Below are 21,964 nucleotides of genomic sequence, written 5' to 3' on the forward strand. Positions count from 1 at the left end.
ACGACCCTGACGGCGAGATGCGGCGGATGACCGTCGCAGACGACAGACGAAGGAGCACAGACGACATGAAGCTGGCGAGGATCGGCGCAGCCGGGCAGGAGCGCCCCGCGGCGCTCGACGCGGACGGCACCTGGCGTGACCTGTCCGAGGTGGTGCCGGACATCACGGGCGCGCTGCTGGCGGAGGGGCTCGGCGCCGTCTACGCGGCGCTGGCCGCTGGCACGTTGCCCGTGCTCGAGCCCCGCCGCTTCGGGCCACCGGTCGCCGACATCGGCAAGGTCGTGTGCATCGGCCTCAACTACCGCGACCACGCGGCCGAGACCGGGGCGACGCCGCCCGCTGAGCCGATCGTCTTCCTCAAGGCGGCGGACACGATCGTCGGCCCGGACGACGAGGTCCTCGTCCCGCGGGCCTCCACCCGTACCGACTGGGAGGTGGAGCTCGCCGTCGTCATCGGGACGCAGGCGCGCTATCTCGCCGACCCCAGCGAGTCGGCCGCGCACATCGCGGGGTATGCCGTGAGCAACGACGTCTCGGAGCGCGAGTTCCAGCTCGAGCGGGGCGGGCAGTGGGACAAGGGGAAGAACTGCGAGACGTTCAACCCGATCGGGCCGTGGCTGGTGACGGCCGACGAGGTGCCCGACCCCCAGGCGCTGCGGCTCTTCCTGTCGGTCAACGGCGAGACGAAGCAGAACGGCACCACCGCCGACATGATCTTCGACGTCAACACCCTGGTGCACTACGTCAGCCAGTTCATGGTCCTGCGCCCCGGCGACGTCATCAACACCGGCACCCCGGCGGGCGTCGCGATGGGCCGGCCCGGCACGGCATACCTCAAGGGTGGTGACGTCGTCGAGCTCGAGATCGAGGGACTCGGCCGGCAGCGGCAGACGATGGGGCAGGCATGACCAGCGTTGTCGGAGAACAGACTTCGGCGGAGTTTGCGGGCCTCCGTGCTCTGGTGACCGGTGGGGCGTCGGGCATCGGGCTGGCCGTCGCGCGAGCCCTCGTCGCTCGTGGGGGGCGGGTGGCGGTGCTCGACCGTGACCCCGGCCCGGTCGCCGACGACGCCGACCTGGTGGCGGTGCAGGCGGACATCACCGACGACGCCGGGGTGCGGGCGGCCGTCGCCGACGCCGTCGGGCGGCTCGGTGGTCTCGACGTCCTCGTCAACAACGCCGGCATCGGCGCCCAGGGCGGCGTCGAGGACAACGACGACGACGAGTGGCGGCGGGTGCTCGACGTCAACGTCGTCGGCATCGTGCGGGTGACCCGGGCCGCGCTGCCGTCCCTGCGGGCGTCCGGGCACGCGGCGATCGTCAACACCTGCTCCATCGCCGCGACGGTCGGCCTGCCGAGCCGGGCCCTCTACTCCGCGAGCAAGGGAGCCGTCCAGTCGCTGACCCTGGCGATGGCCGCCGACCTGCTGCCCGACGGCATCCGGGTCAACGCCGTCAACCCCGGGACCGCCGACACCCCGTGGGTCGGGCGGTTGCTCGAGGTCGCGGCCGACCCGGCTGCCGAGCGCGCGGCGCTCGAGGCGCGGCAGCCCCACGGCCGGCTCGTCTCCGCCGACGAGGTCGCCCACGCCGTCTGCTACCTCGCCTCGCCCCTGGCCGGGTCGACGAACGGGACGACGCTGGCCGTCGACGGTGGGATGGACCGGCTGCGACCGAGGCCACGTTCGTGACACCGATGGTCGTCCCCGCGGGGTCCCCTGACGTGCCGGCACCGGCATCCCCGCGCCGGGTCGCCCAGGTGATCCGGCTGCGACCGGAGGCCGAGGCCGACTACCGCCGCCTGCATGCGGCGGTCTGGCCGGAGGTGCTGGACCAGATCAGGCGGAGCAACCTCCGCAACTACTCGATCTTCCTGCGTGACGGGCTGCTGATCGCCTACTTCGAGTACGTGGGCAGCAACTACGCCGGTGACCTGGCCGCCATGGCGCGCGACCCGCGGACCCGTGAGTGGTGGCAGCTGACCGACCCCATGCAGGAGGCGGTCGACACCGCAGCCGAGGGCGAGTGGTGGGCACCGTTCGAGGAGGTGTTCCACACGCCATGACGGACGCACCGGGTATGCCGGGTGGCGGGGGCACGACGGATTCGACTGCTGCGGCTGGGGAAACTCCGCCGGGCGGTGTCCGGATCGACGCGCACCACCACGTCTGGGACCTCGACGTCAGGCCCCAGTCGTTTCTCGCTGCCTTCCCGTCGATCCACCGGACGTTCCTCCTCGACGAGCTGGAGCCGCTGCTCGCCGATGCCGGTGTCGACGGCACGGTCCTCATCCAGGTCGACGCCGTGACGGCCGAGACGGAGGAGTTCCTTGCGCTCGCCGCCCGCGAACCGGTGATCCGTGGGGTCGTCGGCTGGGTCGACCTCACCTCCGGCGCGGTGTCCGAGGAGATTGACCGCCTGCGGACCCTGCCGGGCGGCGACCTCCTCGTCGGCATCCGCTCGCTGGTCGAGAGCGAGGCCGACCCCCGCTGGCTGCTGCGCGACGACGTCCTCGACGGGCTGCGGGCGCTCGCCGGGGCGGGCCTGGTCTTCGACCTGCTCGTGACCCACGACCAGCTGCCGGCCGCGGTCGAGGTCGTGGGCCTCGTCCCGGAGCTGCGGTTCGTCCTCGACCACCTCGGGAAGCCGCCGATCGCTGCCGGTCGGCTCGACCCCTGGCGCGAGCAGATCACGGCGCTGGCGGCGTATCCTCACGTCGTCGCCAAGCTCTCCGGCCTGGTCACGGAGGCCGGGCAGGGGTGGACGCCCGAGACGATCCGGCCTTTCGCCGCGCACCTGCTGGACGTCTTCGGACCCGACCGCGTGATGGTCGGATCCGACTGGCCCGTATGCCTGGTCGGCGCGTCGTCCTACGCGCAGGTCACCGAGCTGCACGACTCGCTGGTCGCCCACCTCGACCCCGCCGAGCGTGCCGCGATCCGCGGGGGGACGGCGGTGCGGTGGTACGGCCTGGGCAGGCGGCCGACCGCATGACCGATCTCGTGACGGCCCGTCGACCGCTCGGGCGGGCCGGTGTGCAGGTCCCGACCCTGGGGCTGGGCGCCGCCAACCTCGGCAACCTCTACCGTGCGATGGACGACCCCACGGCATACGGGATCGTCCAGGCGGCCTGGGACCTCGGGGTGCGGCACTTCGACACGGCTCCGCACTACGGGCTCGGGCTGTCGGAGCGGCGCCTCGGGGCGGCCCTCGCGGGGCGCGACCGGGACTCCTACGTCCTCAGCACCAAGGTCGGTCGGCTGCTCGAGCCCAACCCGCACCCCACGGGCACCGACCTGGCCGACTTCTTCGACGTGCCCGACGACCTGCACCGGGTCCTCGACTACTCCGGTGACGGCGTGCGGCGCAGCCTCGAGGCGAGCCTGACGCGGCTGGGCCTGGACCGCATCGACGTGGTCTACGTGCACGACCCCGACGACCACGTCGACGCGGCGATCACCGGCGCGGTGCCTGCGCTCGCGGCGCTTCGCGACGAGGGCGTCATCGGGGCGGTCGGCGTGGGCATCAAGCAGTGGCAGGCGCCGCTGCGCTTCGTCGAGGAGTCCGACGTCGACGTCGTGATGCTCGCGGGCCGATGGACCCTGCTCGACCGCACCGGCCTGCCCCTGCTCGAGCGCTGCCTCGAGCGCGGCGTCGCGGTCGTCGTCGCCGCCCCCTTCAACTCCGGTGTCCTCGCGACCGACACCCCGCCGGACGACGCCCACTTCGACTACACGCGCGTGTCGCAGGAGCGGCTGTTCCGGGCCCGCGAGCTGGCCGTGGTCGCACGCGCGCACGGCACCCACCTGCCCCACGCCGCCCTCCAGTTCCCGCTGCGGCACCCTGCCGTCGCTGCCGTCGTGGTGGGCGCGTCGAGCGCCGCGCAGGTGTCGGCGACAGTCATTGGCATGAATACCGATGTCCCACAAGTCTTTTGGGACGAACTGGATGAGGAGAGACTGTGACCACGATCGTCTCGATGACGATGACCGACATCCGTTTCCCGACGTCGCGGGAGCTCGACGGGTCCGACGCGATGAACCCCGACCCGGACTACTCGGCCGCCTATGCCGTGCTCGAGGCGGACGACGGGTCGCGGGGAGACGGCTTCGTCTTCACGATCGGGCGCGGCAACGAGGTCGTCGTCAGCGCGCTGGCGGCACTCGAGCGGCACGTCCTCGGTCGGCCGCTCGACGGGCCCGACGACCTCGCCGAGCTGTCACGGTCCATGGTGCACGACTCGCAGCTGCGGTGGCTCGGCCCGGAGAAGGGCGTCATGCACATGGCGATCGGCGCGGTCGTCAACGCGGCCTGGGACCTCGTGTCCCGTAGCGCCGTGTTGCCGCTGTGGCGCTACGTCTCGACGTTGACGCCGGAGCAGATCGTCGACCAGGTCGACTTCCGCTATCTCACGGACGCGCTCGACCGTGACCAGGCGCTGGCCATCCTGCGGGCGGCCGAGCCGGGGCGACAGGTGCGGACGGAAACCCTTGTGGCGGAGGGCTACCCGGCATACACGACGTCGTCGGGATGGCTGGCGTATCCCGACGAGAAGATCGCCCGACTGAGCCGCGAGGCCGTCGCCGACGGCTTCACCCAGATCAAGCTGAAGGTCGGCGGCGACCTCGCCGACGACGTGCGGCGGCTGGGCATCGCGCGGGAGGCTGTCGGCCCGGACATCCGGATCGCCGTGGACGCCAACCAGCGCTGGGACGTCGGTCAGGCCGTGGCGTGGATGGAGGCCTTGGCGCCCTTCGACCCCTGGTGGATCGAGGAGCCGACGAGCCCGGACGACATCCTGGGCCACGCCGCGATCCGCGCCAAGGTGGCCCCGGTCAAGGTCGCGACCGGCGAGCACGTGCAGAACCGCGTCGTCGTCAAGCAGCTGCTGCAGGCCGGGGCGATCGACATCCTGCAGATCGACGCCACCCGGGTGGGCGGCGTCAACGAGAACCTCGCGATCCTCCTGCTGGGCGCCCGGTTCGGGGTGCCCGTGTGTCCGCACGCCGGTGGCGTCGGGCTGTGCGAGCTCGTTCAGCACCTGGCGATGATCGACCTCGTGGCGGTGAGCGGGTCGACGGAGGGCCGGGTCATCGAGTACGTCGACCACCTGCACGAGCACTTCGAGGACCCGACCGACGTCCGCGGTGGCCGCTACCGGGCTCCGACGGCGCCGGGCTTCTCGTCCCGGATCAAGGCCGCCTCGATCGAGGAGTTCCGCTTCCCGGACGGCGCCGCCTGGCGCTGAGCAGCGTTCATCGACGATGACGCACCGGTCGCGCTGTCCACGAGAGTCCCCGATGGCGCCCGGTGGACAACGCGCTGAGTCACCCGCCCGATCGCGGGTTCCTCGAGCGACCTGGGTCCTCGCCGAGCGCTCGATGAATCTGCCTCATGATCGTCGGGATGTCCGTCTCCAGGGTTCGGCGGATGATCGCGGGATCGATGAGGAGGTAGCCATGGGCGATTCGGTTGCGCATACCCCACATGAAGGTCCAGCTGTCGCCGAACAAACCGGTGCGCACGGAGGCATCGAGCCGGTTCAACACCTCCACACCCGCGGACAGCCGCATGCAGACTGCGTCAACGACGAACTGGTCCATGACACGGCCTTGACCATCTTCACGCATCAGATCGACGTGGGTGAGTGCCACTCGCAGGACCTCTTGCTCGGAACGGCTCACAGGGGCACGGCCTCAGCCAGAATTCGCTGTCTCAGGTCGGGGCGGATCGCCGCATCCGGGACGAGGTCGACCGGGGCGCCGATTACCTCGACCAGCCGCTGTTCGAGCCGTCCGAGCTCCATGAGACTCAGTGGCTCGCCCATCGTGAACAACAGATCCACGTCCGAGTCGGGACGATCATGGCCGGTAGCCATCGAGCCGAACACCCGCACCCGGCCACCGCCAGCCTCGGCCACGATCTGTCGCACCCGACTGGCGTTGCCTCGCAGGCGTCGTGCCAGCGGGGACGTCCCGTGAAACCGCAGCAGCCGGGAGACCTCAGGTTGACTGCGACCGATCTCTCGGGCGATCTGGGTCTGGGTCATCCCCTCGGATGCCGCCCGCCGCACGGCTCCCACCAGTTCGGCGCGCGCCTGAGACGTCGTCTCGTCCGTCCGGCGCGCCACTCCAGCCAACTCCTCCGTCACAAGTTGGACTACAGCAAGTGCTGTAGCAGCCAGGCGCCACTCACGAAACCGCTATCGACAGAGGGGGAGGCGCTGGGGTGGGCGCCTCGTTCGTCCTGAGGTGTCAGGGCGTGAACGCCGACGGCTCACGTTCAGGTCGGATTCGGCGAAGGCCCGGGCCGCCTCTATGCTGGTCCACGGCACCCCGCGTGGTGGTACCTCACTGAACTCCCCCAGGGCAGGAATGCAGCAAGGGCAGGTGGGCTCTTCCAGGTACGTGGGGTGTCTTCGTGTCCCGGGCCGACGCCCGCGCGACCGGTGGCCGCGCCAAAGGTCACCTCTGGCGTCGCGTGATTTCCGGGGTCCACGCCGAGTGGTCGGGAATGGTCCGTCTGAGGGTCCGGGAACGACCACTCGTGACCTCTCGATCGCGCGCGGCCGCGAGGCTCCGCCAGTGGTCTCCTTTGGCGTCGCCGCGCGAGCCCCCGCCCCTCGCGCCCAACGCCTCAGTCCCGGTGCGCCTCGTTGAGCGTCCGCACCTTGCGCAGCCCGTAGAGGAACGCGGCGTAGGACCCGAGGATCAGCACGAGCGGCGCGTTCGAGGCCAGGCTCGAGGTGAGCAGGGCCGTCGAGGCCGTCCCGACGATCGCGGGGACGAGCATCGGGACGGCATACCAGAGCGCGGTCGTCCCGATGCCGCGTCCCGGCGTGAACACCGCCATCGGGGGCAGGCCGCGGAAGGCCGCCATCAGCTGCGACCCGAGCAGCAGCCACACCATGACCACGGCCCAGCCGATCCCGAGTCCCGAACCTCCACCGAGGGCGAGCGTGACCCCGCCGACGACGAGGGCGACGGCGGCATACAGCAGGCCGGGGAGCACGAGGTGAGCCAGCGCCTCAGTCCGCGCGGGGAGACCGATGAGCGGCGGCGTGCCGGTGTTGTCCCCCTGGAGCCGCAGGCCCTCGGACCAGGCGCCGACCCCGAAGTAGCCGACCAGCAGGCAGACCAGGGCGATGACGCTCGGGGTGCCGCGCGAGGCGGAGTGCACGAGTCCGTATGCCGCGAGCCCACTCAGCACCATGCCCGTCACCAGGGCGCCGGGGGACCGGCGCAGCCCGAGGACGTCGCGCGCGACGACCGTCCCCACCGGGCCGCGGGCCCGCAGCCTCAGCTTGCGACCCCGCGTCGTCGGGGCGGCGATGTCGAGCCGGGCCGCACGCAGGTCGCCGGCGAGGACGGCGCCGCCGATGGTGACGGCCCGCGCCGACTGCGTGCGCAAGGCGGTGAGGTGGAGGGCCCGCAGCGACCGGCTCGGCCGGAGGAAGACGCCCCAGCCGCGGTCGCCGTCGGGCCAGGTGCGCACCTGCCCCTGGAGCCAGGCGCCGGCGACGAGCAGGCCGAGGACAGAGCCGATCACGACCGCCGGGATGATGACGACGGCGCTCGTGACGGCCGCGATAGCCAGCCCCGCCCCGATGACGAGACCGATGAGGAGCCCGCCGAAGACGGCGCCGAGCAGGCCGAGCCGCCACCACCGGCGGAGGACGACGGCCCGGTCGAGGGGGCTGGACGCGACGTGGTCGAGGTAGGGCAGGTCGGGAACGACGGGGCCGCGGAAGCTCCCCGCCCGGAACGCCAGCCCGAGCAGCGCCGCCGCGACGACGACCCCGGCGGCGAGACCGCGCAGTCCGGTGAGGTGCTGCGCCATCCAGGCCGGGTCGAGGAAGCGGAAGAACTGCTGCGACGCGGGCACGCCGTAGGCGCCGGCGGCGATGACCGCGACGTAGACGACGTAGAGGGCGTTGCCCTCGCCCTGGTGGTCCTCGCCGGTGATGATCCGGCGGGCGTCGTCGAGCAGCTCGCTGTCGGGAGTGGTGGAGGCCTCGAGCCGCTCTGTGCTCATCAGGCAGGGATGACGTCGACGATGCGGTCGGCGATCGCCGCGGTCAGCTCGGGGTCGTGGCAGGCGACGACGAGGGCGTGACCGGCGGACTTGCGGTCCACGAGGAGCTGGCCCAGCAGGCCCCGCTTGTGCGTGTCGAGCCGTTGCTCCGGCTCGTCGAGCAGCAGCACCGTCGACGGCCGGTTGAGCACCATCGCGAGGTGGAAGAGCTGCTGCTGGCCCGACGACAGCTCGTGCGGGAAGCGGTCGTCGAGGTGGTCGATCTCGAGGCTCGTCAGCATCCCCATGGCGCGCTCGTCGGCGCCGTCCCCGCGACCCCAGGTGGCGTCGACGAGGACGAGGTGGTCATAGAGCGTGAGATCCCGGTATGCCGTGGGCGCACCGATGAGGGCCGCGATCTCGCGTCGGGTGACCGGGTCGCGCTCGTCGATGGTGCGACCGTCGAGGGTCGTCGTGCCCTCGGTCGGGACCATGGTGCCGGCGAGGATCCGCAGCAGCGTCGTCTTCCCGCTGCCGTTCTCGCCGCGCAGCACGAGGCACTGCCCGCCGCGGACCCGGACGTCGATCGGCTTGAGCAGCACGTTGTCCTCGATCGACTTCGTGACCTGCGTCGCGACGAGGTCGAGCCGGGTGTCCGACCCGCTCTTCTTGCTGCCTGCCTTGGCCATCGCCCCTCCCCTCGGTCGGCAGCCAGTGTGTCATTCCGGGCTGGACCGGCGCGCGCCGAGGTGAGAACGCAGTCCATGGAACGCGCTTCCACCTCGACGAGGAGGGCGAGGGGGGCGAGGCGGGCCACGGTGCTCACGCCGGGTGGTCTCTGGACCACAGCGCAGCGCTGGTGCGGTCAGCGACCCCGAGCTCGCGGAATACCCGACCGAGGTGGGCCTTGACGGTGCGCTCGCTGATCCCCAGGGCACGACCGATCTGCTTGTTGGCCATGCCTTTCGTGACCAGGCCGAGCACCTCGCGCTCCCGGGTGCTCAGGCCGTCGCCCGGCTGGGGAGCCGGGGCGGCGGAGGGCAGCAGCACGTGGGCGACCCGCGGGTCGAGGGGCACGTGGCCGGCGGCGGCCGACCGGATCGCGCCGATGAGCTCCTGCGGTTCGCAGTCCTTGAGGAGGTAGCCGATCGCGCCGGCCCGGATGGCTTCGGAGACGCGTTCGCGGTCGGAGAACGAGGTCAGCACGACGACCCGGGCGCCCGGGAACTCGGCGAGGATGAGGCGGGTCGCCTCGACCCCGTCGACGATCGGCATCGAGAGGTCCATCAGCACGACGTCGGGCGTGGTGTCGCGGACGACCTCCAGAGCGGCCCGTCCGTCGCCCGCCTGGCCGACGACCTCGAGGTCGTCGTGGGCCGAGATGAGACTGGCGAGGCCGGTCCGCAGCATCTGGTGGTCATCGACGATGACGACGGTCGTCATGGCCTCGCAGCCTTACCGCGGGGGATGGTCAGGCGCCAGCGGGTGCCCTCGCCCGGGGCGGTGGCGAGCTGCAGCAGGCCGCCGCCGCGGGCCGCGAGGTCGGTCAGGATCCGCAGCCCGAAGTGGTCGGCACGGGGCGCGTCCAGGAAGGTCCCCGCGTCGAAACCCGTTCCCCCGTCGGCGATCTCGAGGACGACGTCACCGGCGACGGGCTGGAGGGTCAGGGTGGCTCGGCAGGGAGCGGCGTGCTTGACGACGTTGCGCAGGATCTCCTGGGTGACGCGGTGGACGAGGCGCTCCTGCTCCGGGGTCAGCCCGAGGTCGTCCGCCGGGTCGACGTGCTGGTCGAACTCGACGCCCCGGCTGCGTGCGGTCTGCCCGAGGTCGGCGAGCGCGGTGGCCAGCCCGGCGTCCGTGAGGCTCGGGGGATAGATGTCGACGAGGAGGGAGCGCAGCGCGCGGATGCTGGAGCGCACGGTGCCGGACAGGTCGCGCAGCTCCGACCCCAGGGCGGCCTGCCCGACGGCGTCGGCGCGCTCGGCCGTGGCGGAGACGGCGAACGACGTCGCGGCGAGCTCCTGCACCGGGCCGTCGTGGAGGGTGGCGGCGATCCGGCGGCGCTCGGCGGCGGAGGCGTCGACGGCCTGCTCGAGCAGGCGCTCGCGCGCCGTGGCCGCGCGACGCACCCGCGACAGCAGGCGCCAGAGGACGGGGGTGAGCAGCACGAGCAGCAGCAGCAGGGAGCTGAGCGTGATGCCGGCGAAGCCGCGCCAGAGCTGTCCCGACCGTTGCAGGACCGAGTCGTAGGGGGAGTACATCTCGAACAGCAGCTCGGAGCCGTCGGGGGTCCACACCGGCCGGTAGACCTCGAGCAGGCGGTCGCCGGACTCGAAGGCGTTCTCGGGGTTGCTGAGGTCGGAGACCTGCGCCTCGGTGCGGGGGTTGGCCAGGACCTCGCGCTCGTCGTCTCCGAGGTCGAAACGCTGCCCGATGAGCCGGGCCTCGTCGCTGTAGAGGATCGTGCCGCTGGGCGACCAGACCTTCACCCGGGTGACGTTCGCGCGCAGGACGTGAGCCCGCACCACGCTGTCGAGGGCGGTGCGGCCGGCCGCGTCACCTGCAGCCAGACCGTCCGTCAGCGCCGGCTGGATGACGGCCTCGGCCAGCAGGTCGGCCATCGACGCGGCGTCGTTGACGGCCTCGCGCTCGGCCAGGCGCTGGGCGCCGAACGACCCACCCACCCCCACGAGGGCGAGCACGAGGACGACCCCGGCGACGAGCTGGGCCACGAGGCGCCTTGTGCGCAGGGGCTTCTCGACGACGTCCGTGGCATCCGGTCGCGCCACGACGCACCACGGCAGCGGCGCTGGCGGCCCGGCCGGCGCGGTCAGCGAGGTCGGCGACGCCGGCCGCCCCACCGGGTCGGTCGACCCGAGGGCCGCCAGCTCGATGGGGACGGTCGCGTCCGGGGACGTGGTCACCTAGTCGTCCGAACCGTGTCCACCGGAGCTGTGGCCGCTCGTGTCGTCGGAGCCGGAGCCGGCTCCGGAGCCGGACGAGCCGGAGCCCGACCCGCTCGAGCCGGACCCGCTGGAGCCGGACCCACCAGACCCCCCGGAGCCCCCGTGGTCGTCGGAAGACGAGGGTGAAGGCGTCGAGCTGGGTGTGCTCGGACCGCGGTTGCCACCGTGGTCGTCGCCCGGCTCGCTCGTCCGGGTGCCGGACGGACGGTCACCGCCGTGGTCGTCGACACTCGGTATGCCGGTAGGCGAGCTGCTGGGCGATGGGGTCGAGGTGGAAGCCGGGACACCGGTGGTGACGAGCTGTGCGCTCGCCGGCACCCGGACCGGGACGGCTTGCGAGAAGGAGGCATTGCCCCAGAGCCCGACCACTGCCGGGACGGCAGAGACCAGGATGGCGGCGGTATAGGCAACGGGACGTTTCATGGGTGCGCTCCTGGGGAGAGTGTGCGGCATACCCGTCCCGGGAGACGCCGTTCGAGGCGATCTCGTTCACGGGCTGGGGGTGAAAGGACGGGATTGCCCTGACAGGTCAACCCTGCGACCGGCCCCGGGCGCCACACCATCGGGCGATGGTCGTAGTACCTCGCGCGCCCAAGGCAGGCCACGTCCCCTCCCCTCCGATGGGAGGGTGCGTATCAGCGGCAGCCTGTCGAGACTCATGATGACAACGTCGTCGACCAAAGGACACTTCATGACCACCTTCCCGGGCCTCGCCCACGCCGCCCTCACCGTCAGCGACCTCGAGCGCAGCACCGCCTGGTATGCCGCCCTCTTCGGCGCCGACCCCGTCCTCGACGAGGACGAGGACGGCGGCACCTACCACCACACCGTCTGGGTCCTCGACGGCGGTCATCTCTTCGGCATCCACACCCACGTCAGCGGCGAACCGGGCAGCTTCGACCCCTCGCACCTCGGCCTCGACCACGTCGCCTTCGCCTGCGCCGACCACGCGGCGCTCGAGGCGGCGACGGCCCGCCTCGACAGCCTCGGCATCGAGCACGGCGGGATCTACGACGCCCACTACGGCTCCGGCGTCTCCTTCAAGGACCCCGATGGCATCGCCCTGGAGTTCTTTGCGCCGCCGGCCTGAGGTGAGGCCAGCCCAACCCTTGCGTCCGCGTCAGCATGCGTCAGGACAAGCGTTGACGCGGACGTAAGCGGGAGGGTGCCCACTGCGTCGGCGCCAATGAGCGTGAGAACCAGCGTTGCCGCGGACGCTAGGGGGTCAGGAGATGGCGAGGGTCGCATCGAGCCCGCGCAGGAGCGCGAGCACCGTGCGGTTGACCGGCACGGGTATGCCGCGCCGGTCCGCCGCCGCGACCACGGCGCCCGTGAGGTGCTCGTGCTCGAGGGGACGTCCCGCGAGCCGGTCGTAGAGCATCGAGGTGCCGTTGTCGGGGGCGAGCCGGTCGACCATGTCGAAGACGGCCTGCACCGAGGCGGGCCCGAGGTCGGCGCCCTCGGCCCGGCCCACGGTGACCCCCTCCTCGAGGATCGACCGGGCGAGGTCGCGCACGTCCGGGGCCGCGGCATACACGGCCATCCGGCCGGTCGTGAGAGCCGTGATCGGGTTGTTCGCGAGGTTGCCGAGGAGCTTCTGCCAGCTCGCGGTGAGGAAGTCGGGCACGGTCTCGAGGCTCAGCGCCGAACCGCCCACGACGTCGCGCAGCCGGTCGCCGAGCGCGCCGGCCGGGGTGACGAGCCGGTTGCCGAACTGGTGGACGACACGGCCCGGGCCGGTGCGCTCGGAGGAGATGTAGGCGAGCGACGGGAGGACCTGGTCCGGGGGGACGAGGCCCTCGAGGCGGCGGGCGTGGTCGATGCCGTTCTGGACGAGCACGACGACCGCTCCTGGGCCCACGAGGGACCGGAGCCAGCCGGCCGCGTCGGCCGTGTACTGCGCCTTGGTCGTCACGAGGACGATGTCGACCGGCTGGACCTCCGACGGGTCGTAGACGACAGGCACCTCCGGCGTCAGCGTGCGCCCGTCCGCGCGCAGCTCGACCGCGATCCCCGGGATCTTGCTGCGGGCGCAGAGGACGACGTCGACCCCGGCCTCGACGAGCCAGGCGACGAGGGTGCACCCGAGGGAGCCTGCCCCGATGACAGCGACACGAGAGTCCATGGGCACGTGTCTACGCGGTCCAGGTGACGGGAGTGTTTCCGGCCTCGTCAGGCGCTCCCGAGGGGATGGCCGCCACCTGCCCGGCGGTCCCTGGTGTGGAACCCTTGGGCAGCATCCGCTGCAGCTGGCCCGTGGTGAAGGCCACCTCGGCTAGCGCCAGGATGGCCAGGACGTCGCCGTCAAGGGTTGCGGTGACCACGGTTAGCGGGTGCTGGATCTGAAACCCTAGGCTATCGGGGCGGTCTTGAGCTCTGGGTTGCGACGCCCTCGCAGAGCTCAACCCCCGGGCGGAACGAGAGCTGTCCACCGTCGAGAAGATCGTGCACGTCCTCTACCCACTACCCCGCTACCTTTCCCGGACCGGTGACGGCCTCGGTCCACACCTCGACGAGGTCGCTGACCAGACCGTCGGTCACGGTCGCGAAGGTCGCGACCCAGAAGACCTGCTCGCCGTCGCTCACGCGCGAGCGGGCCACCACGCGGTCGCCCGAAACGAGGTGCTCGACGACCTCGAAGCGCCACCGCCCGGGATAGTCACGCTGGAACGCGACGAAGGAGTCGGCGTCGAAGGTCCGTCCGTCCTGCACGAACAGCCCGTGGAAATCCGGGGCCAGCATGGTCCGCAGGGTGTCCCAGTCCTGGGTGTCGATGGCGTCGGCGAAGGGTCGCAGCGTGGGAGTCGAGGGCATGGGAGTGACCCTGGCACCGACCACCGTCAAGCCCTTGGCGCGGCATACCGGCTGTCCGGCCCGACGGTTAGGGTTCGCAGGGTGAGCACCGCCCTGTACCGCCGCTACCGGCCCGAGACCTTCGCCGACGTCATCGGCCAGGAGCACGTGACCGAGCCGCTCATGCAGGCGCTGCGCACGGGACGGATCAACCACGCCTACCTCTTCAGCGGGCCGCGCGGGTGCGGCAAGACGACGAGCGCCCGGATCCTCGCCCGCTGCCTCAACTGCGAGCAGGGGCCGACGCCGACGCCCTGCGGCGTGTGCGACTCGTGCATCGCGCTCGCCCGTGGTGGGCCGGGCTCGATCGACGTCATCGAGATCGACGCCGCGAGCCACGGTGGCGTGGACGACGCGCGTGACCTGCGCGAGCGTGCGAGCTATGGCCCGGCCCAGAGCCGCTACAAGGTCTACATCATCGACGAGGCGCACATGGTGACGCCGCAGGGCTTCAACGCGCTGCTCAAGATCGTCGAGGAGCCACCGGAGCACGTGAAGTTCATCTTCGCGACGACCGAGCCGGAGAAGGTCATCGGCACGATCCGCTCGCGCACCCACCACTACCCCTTCCGGCTCGTGCCGCCGTTGCAGCTGACCGACTACATGCAGCGCCTGTGCACGCTGGAGAACGTCGCGGTCGAGCCCGGCGTTCTCGGCTTCGTCACGCGGGCCGGCGGGGGGTCGGTGCGTGACTCGCTCTCGGTGCTCGACCAGCTGATCGCCGGGTCGAGCGAGGTCGGCCTGACCTATGCGGGCGCCGCGTCGCTGCTCGGTTTCACCGACGGTGAGCTGCTCGACGCGACGATCGACGCCTTCGCGGCGCGCGACGGCGCGGCGGTCTTCGCCCAGATCGACAAGGTCATCGAGTCGGGCCACGACCCGAGGCGGTTCGTCGAGGACCTGCTCGAGCGGCTGCGCGACCTCATCATCGTCGCCGCCGTGCCGGACGGCGCGGCCTCCGTCCTGCGCGGGGTGCCCGAGGACCAGCTCGACCGGATGCGTGGCCAGCAGTCGCGGTTCGGGCCCGGTGCCCTGTCGCGCGCCGCCGACATCGTCAACACCGGCCTGACCGAGATGACCGGCGCCACGGCCCCGCGGCTGCAGCTCGAGCTGATCTGCGCCCGGATCCTGCTCCCCGCGGCGTCCGGCGAGCAGGGGTATGCCGCGCGCCTCGACCGGCTCGAACGTCGCCTCGACCTCGCGGGCACCCCCAGTCCGGCCCTGCCGTCCGCGCCGCCGTCGCGACCGTCCGAGCCGCGCCCGTCGGAGCCGCGGGCTTCCGAGCCGCGTGCGTCCGACCCGCGCGTCTCCGAAGACCGTGGCGCCGAGCAGCACCACGACGCGCCTGCGTCACCGGCGGGCTCGTCGCCCGACCGTGGGCACGAGCACGAGCCGGCCCACACCCCGACGGCCGCCGCCGGACCGCGGGAGACCAGCCTGCACGTGGAGGCAGCCGCCCCGCGACCGAACGGGTCGGGTGACCCCGCCGACGGGTCGGTCCCTCAGACGCCTGCGGCTGACTCGCCCGCTCCGGCGTCTCCTCCACCGGCCGGGGTCATCGATGCGGCCGCGATCCGCCGGGTCTGGCCCGACGTGCTCGCCCGGGTGTTCCGGACCAGCCGCGTCACGTGGACCTTCGTGTCCCAGCACGCCCAGGTGCTGGAGTACGACGGCAAGAAGCTCGTGCTCGGCATCGGCACGGTCGGTCTGGCCAACACTTTCCGCAACGGCAACCACGCCGAGGTCGTCAAGCAGGCCCTGATCGACGAGATCGGCGTCGACGTCCCCGTCGAGGGGATCCCGACGCCCGACTTCGTCCCGCCCGCCGATACCGCGCAGCCGTCCGACGACCCTAGATCGTCGTCCCCCTCCGGCCCCGGTGCCGCGCCACCCCCTTTTGAGGCCGCCTCGGTCCCCACCCGGCAGGGGGCGAGCGCGCGGGCCGACGCCGGACCGACCGACGCCGGACTCACCGCCACCGCCGCGGCGACGCGTGTGTCCGAGCCGTCGGGGTCTGGCGCTGACTGGTCGTCGACGAGCGCCCCCGCCCCCGACTGGGCGACCTCGGCACCCGCTTCCACAGCCGCTCCGATACACGCTTCGGCTTCCGCTTCGGCACCCGTGGCTCACGTGGCTCACGTGGCTCCGGTGGCCCAGCCCGCGAAGGGCGCTGCGGCACAGGCGAAGTCGGTCCGCGACGAGCTCGTCCGGGTGCGGCGTCAGTCGGCCGACTCCGGTGCGCAGCGGCGACCATCGGTCGAACAACCCCAGGAGCGGGCCGTCGACGACTCCCAGGTCAGTGTCGACGACGAGGACATCGTGGAGACCGGCACCGTCGGCCGTGAGGTCATCGAGCGCGTCCTCGGCGGCAAGTTCCTCGGCGAGTTCGAGGACTGACCCGCCCCCGACCCCTTGACGTGGTGCGGTGAGATCCGCGAAACAGGGTGCAGAACGGCCAGATTCGCGGATCTCACTGCAACAAGTGAGTGCGGGTGGCGGGGTTGGTCGGGGCGCGCAGGCCCGCCTCGAGCGAGAAGCCGCCGAGCAGGCCGGCGTAGGGCTTGGGCGGCGGCGCGGCATACTCCTCCATCGTGCTCGTGCGCAGGCCGAGGGTGACCAGCGACTGCACGGTCAGCACGGCGGCCGCGACGCCGTCGACCACCGGCGCCCCGATCTCCGCCGAGATGTGGGCGCAGAGGTCGGCCATGCCGGCGCAGCCGAGCACGATGACGTCGGACTCGTCGATGGCGAGCGCCTCACGGCAGGCCTGGGTGATCCGCTCACGCGCGTCGGGCGAGGTCTCGAGGTCGAGGACCGGGATCTCGCAGGCGTGGACCCCCCGACAGGCCTTCGCGGTGCCGTAGGTCTCGGCCAGGTCCCACGCCCGGCCGCGGGTGCGACCGAGCGTGGTGACCACGCTGAACGAGCGACCGAGGTATGCCGCGGTGCGCATCGCCGCCTCGGCGATCCCGACGACCGGGCCGTGGGCGAGCTCGCGCGCCGCCTCCAGACCCGGGTCGCCGAAGCACGCGATGACATAGCCGTCGACGCCCTCCTGCTCGCCCCGGGCGATCTCGTCGAGAATCCCCGGGACCGCGAGCGCCTCGTCGTAGTGGCTCTCGATCGACGCCGGCCCCATCTGCGGGGAGACGGCCTCGACGTCCACTCCCGGCCCGGCGACCGACCGGGCGCAGTCGCCGATGAGGCGCGTCATCGACCAGGTGGTGTTGGGGTTGATGACCCGGATGCGCATGGTCAGCCCACCACCACGTCCTCGCCCTCACGGTCGGCCACCACCGCGGCGACACCCGACCGTTTCGCGAGCACGTAGTAGATCGCCAGTCCGAGCCCGCACCCGATGAACCAGCTGTAGTCGTTGGCCGCGTTGATCCCCGGGACGAAGACGCAGCCGATGGCGACGACGGCGGCGACGAGCGTCGCCCACACCGCGGCCGGGTTGACTCCCCGCGTGTAGTGGTAGACCCCGGACTCGTCCATGGTGAACAGGTCGTCGATGACGACCTTCTGCTTGTGGATGAGGTAGTAGTGGCAGATCAGGACCCCGAAGAGCGGGCCGATGAACGCGCCGAGGGTGTCCAGCGTGTAGTGGATGGTGTCGGGGTTCTTGTAGAGGTTCCACGGAGTGATGATCACCGAGCCGACGGCGGCGATCATGCCGCCGGTGCGCCAGCTGATCTTCTGCGGGTTGACGTGCGAGAAGTCGAACGCGGGGGAGACGAAGTTCGCGACGATGTTGATGCCGATCGTCGCTGTCGTGAAGGCCAGCGCGGCGAGGACGATCGCGAAGGTGTTGTCGATCTGGCCGACCGTCGCCACGGGGTCGGTGATGAGCTTGCCGTAGACGGGCACCGTTGCGGCAGCGGTGAGTACGGTCAGCAGGGAAAACATCGTGAAGTTCACCGGCAGGCCCCAGAAGTTGCCCTTCTTGACCGCGGCGAAGCTCTTGCCGTAGCGCGAGAAGTCACCGAAGTTGAGCATCGGCCCGGAGAAGTAGGAGGCGACCAGCGCGGTCGCTGCGCACATCGTCGAGATGACCGCGCCGCCGCTCAGCTCCTTGGTCGAGAGGTTGAGGCCGACCTTCCAGTCCGCCTTCATCAGCAGGTAGCCGCAGAGCAGGAACATCACGACGTAGACCGCGGGTCCGCAGAAGTCGATGAACTTGCGGATCGTGTCCATGCCGGTCCAGAAGACCGCGGCCTGCAGCACCCACAGCACCGCGAAGGTGAAGTAGCCCAGCGTCGAGAGGCCCAGGAACCCGTGCTGCGCGACGTCGCTGTATGCCGTGAGGTCGGGCCAGAGCCGCACGACGAGGATGTCGAGGGCGACCGAAGCAAGATAGGTCTGGATGCCATACCACGCGACCGCGATGAGGCCGCGGATGATCGCGGGGACGTTGGCGCCGAGGACGCCGAAGACCGAGCGGCAGATGACCGGGAAGGGCACCCCGGTCCGCTGGCTCGGCTTGGCGACGAGATTGCAGAAGAAGAGAACGATCGAGATACCGACGATGAGGCAGATGAAGACCTGCCAGCTCGTCAGTCCGAGAGCGAAGAGGCCTCCGGCAGTGACGTATCCGCCGACGCTGTGCACGTCCGACATCCAGAAGGCGAAGATGTTGTACCAGGTCCAGTTCTGGTCCTTGAGCGGCGCGAGGTCGTCATTGGTCAGGCGCGGGTGGTAGCCGGGCTTGATGACACCGACCCCGGCCGGATGCTCGGCACTGGGTGGCGCTGGCGCGTCGATGACGACCTGAGGGGCGTCAGTCACATCGGTCACGAGGAGACCTCCTGCGTCGTTCGGGTCTGGCTTGCCGCCACCCGGCTTGAGGCCAGAACGTATGCCCGGGACGGTTTCCGGCAGGTTTCCGTAGGCATATATCCGGCGGGCCGGAGCAGATATATGACGCCGGTTCCCCTCGCGGGGGTCAGGACCCTTGCGTCTCCACGGCCCGTTCGAGCCGGTGGTAGTGCTCCGTCGAGCAGCGGACCAGCTCGTCGGCGTCGCGGGCGACGAAGGCGGCGAGCATGGCGTCGTGGTCGGCGTGCATCCGGGCGCGTTCGTCGTCGCTCACGGCCGCCATCGGTTGGGCGGGTTCCGTGACGTTCCAGGCGAGTTCGAACATATGGAGGAGTCGCTGCATCCCGCTCGGAGCGAGCAGGGCGAGGTGGAAACGGCGGCTGTCACGGTGATAGGTGCGGTAGTCCTGCACCGCGATCGACTGCCCGAGCGACTCCTGGATGAGGCGGGCCCGCTCGTCGTCCTCGATGCCCGCGCGCGCGACCGACGAACGCAGGGCGGCAGCCTCGAGCACCTCACGGATGACGTAGAACTCGCGCAGCTCGTCGCGGGTCAGCTCGGCGACGCGGTAGCCCCCGCGCGGCTCGTGGTCGACGAGACCTTCCCCGATGAGCGTCTTCAGGGACTCGCGGACCGGGATCGGGCTCACGACGAAGAACGTCGCGACCTGGTCGAGCGGGATCGGTGTCCCGGGAGGCGCATCTCCGGCGAGGATGACACGGCGCAGCTCGGAGAGGATCTCCGGCTGATTGGTCGGCCGGCCCGGATTCTGGCTTGTCAGCCGAGCGACCAGGACCGAGGAGCGGGCGGGACCGGACACGGCGCTCCTTCCTGGCGTCGGTCGATCATGCCAGCCGGCCCACGGGTTGTCGCCGGTCAGCCCGCAGCAGACCGCTTCGCCGAGTCCGTCACGTGCCGCAAGGTTTCCTGCAGGGAGACCGCCTCCTCACGCGACAGGCCGAAGGCCGCGAGGACGGCCGGCGGCAGCTCTCGGGACGGCTTCTCGAGTGCGGATCCCGTTGTCGTCAGGGCGATCTCGACGGATCGCTCGTCCTCAGGACGCCGTCGCCGCGTGACGAGCCCGGCCACCTCCATCCGGCGCAGCAGGGGAGTGAGCGTGCCGTAGTCGAGCTGCAGCCGTTCCGCGAGCTCCTTGACCTGACAGGGACCCTCGCGCCAGAGGACGACGAGGACGAGGTACTGCGGGTAGGTCACCCCGAGACCCTCGAGGAGCACGCGGTAGGCCGCCGTCACCGCCCTCGACGCGGCATACAGGTCGAAGCACAGCATCTCCGACAGCTCGATGCCGGGTGCAGGGCGGCGCGTGGCGCGTGGTCGTGCCGAGGCACGGCGGGGGGTGGGCTGGGGCACGACGACTCCTCTCGCGGACGGTTCATCGCCTAGTGTACGTTTACCTTGTGCACGAGGTAATGGCCCCGCGCATCCCCACCACCAGGAGGACCACATGCCCACCCGCACCGCACGCACAGCCTGGACCGGCACCCTCGAGACCGGTTCCGGCATCGTCGAGCTCGTCAGCTCCGACATCGGCCAGTACGAGGTCTCCTTCCCCAAGCGGGCCGCAGACAGCGCCGACGGCGCCACCTCCCCCGAGGAGCTCATCGCCGCGGCGCACTCCGCCTGCTACGCGATGCAGTTCTCCGCCATCATCGCCGAGGCCGGCGGCACGCCGAAGAACCTCGACGTGACGGCCGACGTCAGCCTCGGCGCGGACCCGGCCGGCGGCTTCCGCCTCACCGGCATCGCGCTGAAGGTCCGTGGCACCGTCGAGGGCCTCGACGCCGACGGCTTCCAGAAGGCCGCGGAGGCCGCCAAGGCCACCTGCCCCGTGAGCAAGGCGCTGACCGGAGTCGACATCACCCTCGACGCCGCCCTGGCCTGACCCACCGACTCCTGGCGCACCCGAGCGGGGTGCGGCCTTCGCAGGTCGCACCCCGGTCGGGCCACTAGGGTCGGGCGCATGTTCTACCGCGTCGGCCACCTCGTGCTGAAGCCGTTGACCCACGCGCTCTACCGGCCCACGATCACCGGCACCGAGCACGTCCCCCGCTCCGGCGGTGTGATCCTCGCCAGCAACCACCGCTCGTTCATCGACTCCTTCGCCATCCCGCTCTCGGCGCCGCGGCGGGTCCGCTTCCTCGCCAAGGACGACTACTTCACCGGACCCGGCCCCGGCGGGGCGATCCGCCGGGGGCTGTTCCAGGCGATGGGCGCGATCCCCGTCGACCGGCGCTCCTCACGGGCCGCCCAGGAGTCCCTTGACGCCGCACTGAGCGTCCTGCAGGCGGGGGACGCCTTCGGGATCTACCCCGAGGGCACCCGCTCCCGAGACGGCCGGCTCTACCGCGGCCACACGGGCGTCGCCTTCCTCGCCCTGACCGCACGGGTGCCGATCGTCCCCGTCGCCCTCGAGGGGACCGCAGACATCATGCCCATCGGCTCCAGGTTTCCCCGGCTGGCGCGGGTCAGCGTCTCCTTCGGTGAGCCCATCGACGTCGCCGCGCACTATGCCGGTATGCCGCAGGGCCGGGCCCGACGCGAGCTCACCGACGAGGTGATGGCCGCGATCGCCGCCCTGTCCGGCCAGGAGCGCGCCGACGTCTTCAACGAGCTGCCGCCCGAGGCCCGGGGGCCGGCCATCGGGACCTGACCCGGGTCGTCGCCCCCGCTGCGTCCGCCGAATGGGCCCGACCCACCGCCGACGGCTTATTGCGACTTGCTTGCAATAGGTCGCCCGCGGCCCTATCGTGACGCCGTGACCAATCTCCGCACTCCTCCCGCCGCCGGTCTGCGAGCACGTGTCGCGCTCCGCAGCGGCGAGCGTCGCAGCATCCTGGGCATGGCCGGGTTCATCCTGCTGCTGCACCTCGTCGGCTGGGGGGTGCTCGTCGGCCTCGTCGCCCCGCACGAGTACCAGGTGGGGGGCCAGCTCTTCGGGATCGGTCTCGGTGTCACGGCCTACACGCTCGGCATGCGCCACGCCTTCGACGCCGACCACATCGCGGCGATCGACAACACGACCCGCAAGCTGATGACCGAGGGCAAGCGGCCGATGAGTGTCGGCTTCTGGTTCAGCCTCGGTCACTCCTCGGTCGTGTTCGTCATGGTCACGCTGCTGGCCCTGGGGGTCCGGGCGCTGGCCGGGGCCATCGAGGACGACCAGTCGACGCTGCAGCAGACGGCCGGCCTGTGGGGGACGTCGGTCTCGGGGGTGTTCCTCATCCTGATCGGGCTGGTCAACCTCGCAGCGCTCATCGGCATCCTCAAGGTGTTCCGTGCGATGCGCCACGGCAC

At 71.3% G+C, this 21,964-nt stretch carries 24 protein-coding genes, 1 other RNA gene and 1 pseudogene; 12 read left to right on the forward strand and 14 right to left on the reverse strand.

Going from position 1 to position 21,964, the window contains the following annotated elements; genetic code table 11:
• Positions 1 to 65: 65 nt before the first annotated feature.
• The 6 genes from Q0R63_RS18785 to Q0R63_RS18810 are packed head-to-tail and all read left to right on the forward strand — an operon-like array spanning position 66 to position 5,247.
• Positions 66 to 908: a fumarylacetoacetate hydrolase family protein gene (locus Q0R63_RS18785; RefSeq protein ID WP_295700770.1), complete on the forward strand. Its 843-nt coding sequence runs from the start codon at positions 66 to 68 to the stop codon at positions 906 to 908.
• Positions 905 to 1,690, forward strand: a complete 786-nt coding sequence (locus Q0R63_RS18790) for an SDR family oxidoreductase (RefSeq protein ID WP_295700772.1) — start codon at positions 905 to 907, stop codon at positions 1,688 to 1,690. The genes Q0R63_RS18785 and Q0R63_RS18790 overlap by 4 nt, the downstream gene beginning before the upstream one ends.
• Positions 1,691 to 1,722: 32 nt before the next feature.
• Positions 1,723 to 2,064, forward strand: a complete 342-nt coding sequence (locus Q0R63_RS18795) for an L-rhamnose mutarotase (protein ID WP_295700774.1) — start codon at positions 1,723 to 1,725, stop codon at positions 2,062 to 2,064.
• Complete coding sequence (locus tag Q0R63_RS18800) at positions 2,061 to 2,993, forward strand: amidohydrolase family protein (protein ID WP_295700777.1); 933 nt, start codon at positions 2,061 to 2,063, stop codon at positions 2,991 to 2,993. The genes Q0R63_RS18795 and Q0R63_RS18800 overlap by 4 nt, the downstream gene beginning before the upstream one ends.
• Positions 2,990 to 3,964 (forward strand): aldo/keto reductase, encoded by a 975-nt coding sequence (locus Q0R63_RS18805; protein ID WP_295700779.1) that lies wholly within the window; start codon positions 2,990 to 2,992, stop codon positions 3,962 to 3,964. Before Q0R63_RS18800 ends, Q0R63_RS18805 begins: the two co-directional genes overlap by 4 nt.
• Positions 3,961 to 5,247, forward strand: a complete 1,287-nt coding sequence (locus Q0R63_RS18810) for an enolase C-terminal domain-like protein (protein WP_295700782.1) — start codon at positions 3,961 to 3,963, stop codon at positions 5,245 to 5,247. The genes Q0R63_RS18805 and Q0R63_RS18810 overlap by 4 nt, the downstream gene beginning before the upstream one ends.
• A gap of 79 nt (positions 5,248 to 5,326) precedes the next feature.
• Here the strand turns inward: Q0R63_RS18810 and Q0R63_RS18815 are convergent, their stop codons facing one another.
• Complete coding sequence (locus Q0R63_RS18815; RefSeq protein ID WP_295700785.1) at positions 5,327 to 5,653, reverse strand: HepT-like ribonuclease domain-containing protein; 327 nt, start codon at positions 5,651 to 5,653, stop codon at positions 5,327 to 5,329.
• Between the two features lie 26 nt (positions 5,654 to 5,679).
• A complete protein-coding gene (locus Q0R63_RS18820; RefSeq protein WP_295700824.1) occupies positions 5,680 to 6,048 on the reverse strand; it encodes a nucleotidyltransferase domain-containing protein in 369 nt (122 codons plus the stop codon).
• Between the two features lie 277 nt (positions 6,049 to 6,325).
• Here Q0R63_RS18820 and ffs point away from each other — a divergent pair.
• An RNA gene (ffs, locus tag Q0R63_RS18825) (signal recognition particle sRNA small type) lies at positions 6,326 to 6,422 on the forward strand.
• 213 nt (positions 6,423 to 6,635) lie between these two features.
• On the opposite strand, the gene Q0R63_RS18830 is transcribed toward ffs, so the two are convergent.
• The 5 genes from Q0R63_RS18830 to Q0R63_RS18850 form a co-directional block, all read right to left on the reverse strand.
• On the reverse strand, positions 6,636 to 8,033 hold the full coding sequence (locus tag Q0R63_RS18830; RefSeq protein WP_295700787.1) for a hypothetical protein: 1,398 nt from the start codon (positions 8,031 to 8,033) through the stop codon (positions 6,636 to 6,638).
• Positions 8,033 to 8,701 (reverse strand): ATP-binding cassette domain-containing protein, encoded by a 669-nt coding sequence (locus Q0R63_RS18835; protein WP_295700789.1) that lies wholly within the window; start codon positions 8,699 to 8,701, stop codon positions 8,033 to 8,035. Before Q0R63_RS18835 ends, Q0R63_RS18830 begins: the two co-directional genes overlap by 1 nt.
• A 133-nt stretch (positions 8,702 to 8,834) precedes the next feature.
• Positions 8,835 to 9,455, reverse strand: a complete 621-nt coding sequence (locus Q0R63_RS18840; protein WP_295700792.1) for a response regulator transcription factor — start codon at positions 9,453 to 9,455, stop codon at positions 8,835 to 8,837.
• On the reverse strand, positions 9,452 to 10,936 hold the full coding sequence (locus Q0R63_RS18845; protein WP_295700794.1) for a histidine kinase: 1,485 nt from the start codon (positions 10,934 to 10,936) through the stop codon (positions 9,452 to 9,454). The genes Q0R63_RS18840 and Q0R63_RS18845 overlap by 4 nt, the downstream gene beginning before the upstream one ends.
• Positions 10,937 to 11,401 carry a hypothetical protein gene (locus Q0R63_RS18850; protein ID WP_295700797.1) on the reverse strand — a complete coding sequence of 155 codons (465 nt, stop codon included), beginning with the start codon at positions 11,399 to 11,401 and terminating at the stop codon, positions 10,937 to 10,939.
• Positions 11,402 to 11,669: 268 nt separating this feature from the next.
• Here Q0R63_RS18850 and Q0R63_RS18855 point away from each other — a divergent pair, with 268 nt between their 5' ends.
• Positions 11,670 to 12,068, forward strand: a complete 399-nt coding sequence (locus tag Q0R63_RS18855; protein ID WP_295700799.1) for a VOC family protein — start codon at positions 11,670 to 11,672, stop codon at positions 12,066 to 12,068.
• A gap of 135 nt (positions 12,069 to 12,203) precedes the next feature.
• On the opposite strand, the gene Q0R63_RS18860 is transcribed toward Q0R63_RS18855, so the two are convergent.
• The 3 genes from Q0R63_RS18860 to Q0R63_RS18870 form a co-directional block, all read right to left on the reverse strand.
• Positions 12,204 to 13,103: a 2-dehydropantoate 2-reductase gene (locus Q0R63_RS18860; RefSeq protein WP_295700801.1), complete on the reverse strand. Its 900-nt coding sequence runs from the start codon at positions 13,101 to 13,103 to the stop codon at positions 12,204 to 12,206.
• A gap of 10 nt (positions 13,104 to 13,113) precedes the next feature.
• Complete coding sequence (locus tag Q0R63_RS18865) at positions 13,114 to 13,302, reverse strand: hypothetical protein (protein WP_295700803.1); 189 nt, start codon at positions 13,300 to 13,302, stop codon at positions 13,114 to 13,116.
• Between the two features lie 139 nt (positions 13,303 to 13,441).
• Positions 13,442 to 13,792, reverse strand: a complete 351-nt coding sequence (locus Q0R63_RS18870) for a nuclear transport factor 2 family protein (protein WP_295700807.1) — start codon at positions 13,790 to 13,792, stop codon at positions 13,442 to 13,444.
• A gap of 81 nt (positions 13,793 to 13,873) precedes the next feature.
• Between Q0R63_RS18870 and Q0R63_RS18875 the strand changes: the two genes are divergently transcribed.
• Complete coding sequence (locus Q0R63_RS18875; RefSeq protein ID WP_295700809.1) at positions 13,874 to 16,228, forward strand: DNA polymerase III subunit gamma and tau; 2,355 nt, start codon at positions 13,874 to 13,876, stop codon at positions 16,226 to 16,228.
• 73 nt (positions 16,229 to 16,301) lie between these two features.
• On the opposite strand, the gene Q0R63_RS18880 is transcribed toward Q0R63_RS18875, so the two are convergent.
• The 4 genes from Q0R63_RS18880 to Q0R63_RS18895 all read right to left on the reverse strand — a co-directional run bounded on the left by Q0R63_RS18880 (position 16,302) and on the right by Q0R63_RS18895 (position 20,020).
• A complete protein-coding gene (locus Q0R63_RS18880; RefSeq protein ID WP_295700811.1) occupies positions 16,302 to 17,084 on the reverse strand; it encodes an aspartate/glutamate racemase family protein in 783 nt (260 codons plus the stop codon).
• A 2-nt stretch (positions 17,085 to 17,086) separates the two neighbouring features.
• On the reverse strand, positions 17,087 to 18,628 hold the full coding sequence (locus Q0R63_RS18885) for an NCS1 family nucleobase:cation symporter-1 (RefSeq protein WP_295700813.1): 1,542 nt from the start codon (positions 18,626 to 18,628) through the stop codon (positions 17,087 to 17,089).
• A gap of 148 nt (positions 18,629 to 18,776) precedes the next feature.
• A complete protein-coding gene (locus Q0R63_RS18890) occupies positions 18,777 to 19,469 on the reverse strand; it encodes a GntR family transcriptional regulator (protein ID WP_295700815.1) in 693 nt (230 codons plus the stop codon).
• 56 nt (positions 19,470 to 19,525) lie between these two features.
• Entirely contained in the window at positions 19,526 to 20,020 is a 495-nt protein-coding gene (locus Q0R63_RS18895; RefSeq protein WP_295700817.1) for a MarR family transcriptional regulator, read from the reverse strand.
• A 94-nt stretch (positions 20,021 to 20,114) separates the two neighbouring features.
• Here Q0R63_RS18895 and Q0R63_RS18900 point away from each other — a divergent pair, with 94 nt between their 5' ends.
• From Q0R63_RS18900 to Q0R63_RS18910, 3 genes and pseudogenes are all read left to right on the forward strand, one after another.
• Positions 20,115 to 20,552, forward strand: coding sequence for an OsmC family peroxiredoxin (locus Q0R63_RS18900; RefSeq protein ID WP_295700819.1), 438 nt, complete (start codon positions 20,115 to 20,117; stop codon positions 20,550 to 20,552).
• Positions 20,553 to 20,630: 78 nt separating this feature from the next.
• On the forward strand, positions 20,631 to 21,320 hold the full coding sequence (locus Q0R63_RS18905) for a lysophospholipid acyltransferase family protein (RefSeq protein ID WP_295700822.1): 690 nt from the start codon (positions 20,631 to 20,633) through the stop codon (positions 21,318 to 21,320).
• A 105-nt stretch (positions 21,321 to 21,425) separates the two neighbouring features.
• Positions 21,426 to 21,964: pseudogene (locus Q0R63_RS18910) on the forward strand (hypothetical protein); the annotation flags it as partial.

The organism is Lapillicoccus sp. (genome assembly GCF_025353065.1).
GTDB lineage: Bacteria > Actinomycetota > Actinomycetes > Actinomycetales > Dermatophilaceae > Lapillicoccus.

Coding starts and splice junctions, on each gene's coding strand:
- Q0R63_RS18840 (WP_295700792.1), bottom strand. CDS start 9,455: ATGACGACCGTCGTCATCGTCGATGACCACCAGATGCTGCGGACCGGC.
- Q0R63_RS18800 (WP_295700777.1), top strand. CDS start 2,061: ATGACGGACGCACCGGGTATGCCGGGTGGCGGGGGCACGACGGATTCG.
- Q0R63_RS18900 (WP_295700819.1), top strand. CDS start 20,115: ATGCCCACCCGCACCGCACGCACAGCCTGGACCGGCACCCTCGAGACC.
- Q0R63_RS18870 (WP_295700807.1), bottom strand. CDS start 13,792: ATGCCCTCGACTCCCACGCTGCGACCCTTCGCCGACGCCATCGACACC.
- Q0R63_RS18855 (WP_295700799.1), top strand. CDS start 11,670: ATGACCACCTTCCCGGGCCTCGCCCACGCCGCCCTCACCGTCAGCGAC.
- Q0R63_RS18880 (WP_295700811.1), bottom strand. CDS start 17,084: ATGCGCATCCGGGTCATCAACCCCAACACCACCTGGTCGATGACGCGC.
- Q0R63_RS18790 (WP_295700772.1), top strand. CDS start 905: ATGACCAGCGTTGTCGGAGAACAGACTTCGGCGGAGTTTGCGGGCCTC.
- Q0R63_RS18805 (WP_295700779.1), top strand. CDS start 2,990: ATGACCGATCTCGTGACGGCCCGTCGACCGCTCGGGCGGGCCGGTGTG.
- Q0R63_RS18850 (WP_295700797.1), bottom strand. CDS start 11,401: ATGAAACGTCCCGTTGCCTATACCGCCGCCATCCTGGTCTCTGCCGTC.
- Q0R63_RS18905 (WP_295700822.1), top strand. CDS start 20,631: ATGTTCTACCGCGTCGGCCACCTCGTGCTGAAGCCGTTGACCCACGCG.
- Q0R63_RS18830 (WP_295700787.1), bottom strand. CDS start 8,033: ATGAGCACAGAGCGGCTCGAGGCCTCCACCACTCCCGACAGCGAGCTG.
- Q0R63_RS18785 (WP_295700770.1), top strand. CDS start 66: ATGAAGCTGGCGAGGATCGGCGCAGCCGGGCAGGAGCGCCCCGCGGCG.
- Q0R63_RS18820 (WP_295700824.1), bottom strand. CDS start 6,048: ATGACCCAGACCCAGATCGCCCGAGAGATCGGTCGCAGTCAACCTGAG.
- Q0R63_RS18835 (WP_295700789.1), bottom strand. CDS start 8,701: ATGGCCAAGGCAGGCAGCAAGAAGAGCGGGTCGGACACCCGGCTCGAC.
- Q0R63_RS18860 (WP_295700801.1), bottom strand. CDS start 13,103: ATGGACTCTCGTGTCGCTGTCATCGGGGCAGGCTCCCTCGGGTGCACC.